Source organism: Sphingomonas sp. Leaf257 (assembly GCF_001422185.1).
Lineage (GTDB): Bacteria > Pseudomonadota > Alphaproteobacteria > Sphingomonadales > Sphingomonadaceae > Sphingomonas > Sphingomonas yabuuchiae.
This window is the reverse complement of record NZ_LMMH01000021.1, coordinates 1-3077: the sequence shown is the minus strand read 5'-3', so window position 1 is coordinate 3077 and position 3077 is coordinate 1. Positions and strand designations below refer to the sequence as shown.

Sequence of the window (3077 nt, the reverse complement as noted above, 5' to 3'; positions counted from 1 at the left end):
GCATCTGTGCCGGCCTCCTGACCCGGCTCAAAGCCTGAATCACAAAACCGCGCCCATGTGAATCCTCGACGATTCAGAAAGGCCGGAAACCGCTCTAGAACTCGATACGCCGCCCTCACGGGCGGCGTCGTCGTTTATGGCATACGCCACCAACGACGCCACGCTGGCCACTACCTCCGCTGCGGGACCCTCCGGTTCATCCGGACAGATCGTCACGCTCTCGATAAGCCGGGACATGATCGATGCAGCCTGCCCGCGTACCACAGGATCTGCCAGCGTGGTGCGCAGGTCGGCGATCCGCGCCCGAAACTGAGCCTGCAGAACGGATGGCGTTGGAAGCGGGGGTTGCGAAGCCACCCCTCTGTCGACGGTAGCGTTTCGCAAAATCAGGCGGGCCTTCTCCGTCTCCCGTTCGTCGATCATCTGACGGAGGGCAGGGGTCGCGATACCCGCCAGCAGATTTTCATACAGATTGCCGAGTTCGCGCTCGAGTTGCTGCAGCCGGATCCTGGCCGTGTCAGCCTCATGGCTATCGATCCGCGCAAGTCGCGTGGCTTCGCGCTCATATTCCGCAATGAACAGGCGTACATGGTCTTCGGTGAGCAGACGGTGTTGGATAGCCGTCAGGCTTGCCTCTTCCAGGGGCCCCTTGCGGACCGATAGCCTGTTGTCACAGGTGCCCCGCTCCTTCTGACCGGCGCAGCGATAATAGTCCTTGCCGCTGATCGTGTAGTTGGACCCGCAGCAACCGCATCGGATCAGGCCGGATAGCAGATGCTTCTTGCGATTACCCTGGGCCAGCGGCAGCGACGTGGTGGTGCGCTTGCGGGCGTTCATCTCCGCCTGCACCGCCTCGAAGTCACTGTCATCGACGATGCGGAGGTCCGGGACTGCCACCTCGATCCACTCGCTGGGGTCTCGAAGCTGATAGCGCCGTTCGCGCTTTTCCGAGTCCGGATCGCGGCGCCAGTGTCGACGTTTCCAGACAAGCCGTCCCGTGTAGAGGGGGTTGTTAAGGATGCCGACCAGCTTTTTGTGGTCGCCCCGGATGGTCGAGGCATTCCACTCCCCGCCACGAGGTGCTGGAATACCCTCAGCATTCAGGCGGGTGGCGATATCGACGGACGACAGGCCGCCAGCGAACCATCGATAAATTTGGCGAACCATGTCTGCCTTTGCCTCGTCGATCGCGAGCAGCCCGCGGACGAGTTCGCCTTTCTCATCGAGCTGGATGACGCGCTTGTAGCCATAAGCGCGTCCACCAGGGAAACGCCCTGCCAAGACCGCCGCCTCCATGCCGCGCAGGGTCTTGTCGACAAGGTGTTTGAGGAAGATCGCGCCCATCAGGCCCGCGACGGCGAACTTGATCTCATCGACCCGGCCTTCGCTGATCGTATGCAGCTGCACGCGGTGATAGGGCAGTTTCTTGCCCAGCCAGGCCACGTCCTCCGCGTCACGCGCCAGCCGGTCCAGTGACTCGCATAGAATGAGGTCGACCTCGCCCGCCTCGACGGCCGCAAGCAACCCTCTCAGTCCGGGGCGGTCGCGCCGATAGCCTGAAATCTCTGGATCGAGCCAGGTTGCTACGACCCTGCCACCAAGGAGATTGACGAGCGGCGCACACGCCGCAACCTGATCGTCGGACGACGTGGCCGTTTGCAGGGCGGTCGAATGTCTGCCGTACAGTGCGACGCGCCGTTGGCCGGAAATTGTCATGAGGATGAAGCCTTTTCTGTTGGGGGCCGCGCGGAAGACGTGGTGTGGCGGTGTTCCGCCGCCAGCTGCCGGGCGAGCAGCTGCACGAGTTCGGCCAAGGCCTTCTCGCTTTCTGCATTTTTCACCCAGGAGATCCGCGCAATGGCCATGGGGCGGTGATAGGAAGACAAAATTCAGGCGTGCATCAACGATACACAATCGTTAGATCGTATTTCGATGGCCCATCGAAAGCCCGCCCGTATGCGCCTCCCGCCTGGCTATGCCAGGCTCAAGGACAACCTCGGCCAGATCATCCGGGCGCACCGGCTGGCCGGCACCGGCACCGATGCGCCCCTGCCGCCTAAGGTCTTTGCACACCGCGTCGGCATAAGCCGGGTAACGCTGTCGCGGATTGAGCATGACCGAGCCTGGCCACGCTCCGAGACGCTGGAGGCAATCATCGACATTTTCGGGATCGACTGGTCTGATGTTGCCGAGCCCGGTGTGACGCGCTCACCACCTCGGCGGATACCTGACACGCTGCAGGATCTGCAGCGCGACACTCTCTGTCGAGCATTGAGGGCAGGGCGCATCGCATTGGGATGGCGCCTGTCGGACCTGTCGCGTTACAGCAGCATATCTGCGTCGCAGTTATCGAGGATCGAACGCGGGCAGGGCGGTAAGTCTGCGGTCTTTGGCTGGCACCCGGATTATCTGGCGATAGAGATACAGGACCGGGTGATCATCTTCACTCACCCCATCCTCGCAAATGTCGCTGGGGGCGGGGTTCGACCTATCCATCCCAGTTATCAGAAATGAACGTCACATTGCCCAGTGAGGTAGTTTGACCACCGACCTCATGATGTCGGTAGGACTGCTGAAAACTGGTAGATAGCGACCTGTCCGCTTTCGGGTGACCCACCGGGGTAAGCTGCCGTTCGTTCAGGCGGTGGGGTAGGGGGCTCGAACGCCCGCCGATGATGGAAAGCGGTCCTACCGCTTTGGAGCAGCCACCCAGCCTTATGCTCGTTCGTTCATGTGGCGGGCATTCTCGCAGAACTTCATAGGGTCGCGCGAGACGTCGGCACGTTGATGTTGGGAACGCTTTGTGCGTGAGCTGGGCGGAACCGAATGCGACCACTTCAAGGTAGCGCCCGAACCCCTCAAGGCGACCGCAGTGACGCGCCAGTTCGGCGAACCGGTGACGGTACTTTCCGAGCTGCGTGAGGTGTTGGCGGCGCGCGGCGCGGGCGGCCGAAAGGATGCGGGCGCAAGGGTTGGCGGCTAGGCATCGTGGACAAAGCTTGACGGCGTGCCTCGCCACTGATTCAAGGCTGCCTTTTGGGGGCAGGCTTGGGCGAGCGGATCGGTTTGTCGGATGA

Annotated in this window: 3 protein-coding genes; 2 read left to right on the top strand and 1 reads right to left on the bottom strand. The window is 62.1% G+C overall.

Going from position 1 to position 3077, the window contains the following annotated elements:
- Positions 1-39: 39 nt before the first annotated feature.
- Positions 40-1716, bottom strand: coding sequence for a recombinase family protein (locus ASF14_RS10800; RefSeq protein ID WP_082442198.1), 1677 nt, complete (start codon positions 1714-1716; stop codon positions 40-42).
- Positions 1717-1932: 216 nt separating this feature from the next.
- Between ASF14_RS10800 and ASF14_RS10795 the strand changes: the two genes are divergently transcribed.
- On the top strand, positions 1933-2514 hold the full coding sequence (locus tag ASF14_RS10795; RefSeq protein WP_082442197.1) for a helix-turn-helix domain-containing protein: 582 nt from the start codon (positions 1933-1935) through the stop codon (positions 2512-2514).
- 289 nt (positions 2515-2803) lie between these two features.
- A complete protein-coding gene (locus tag ASF14_RS10790) occupies positions 2804-2983 on the top strand; it encodes a hypothetical protein (RefSeq protein WP_056434806.1) in 180 nt (59 codons plus the stop codon).
- The last annotated feature ends 94 nt before the right edge of the window (positions 2984-3077 follow it).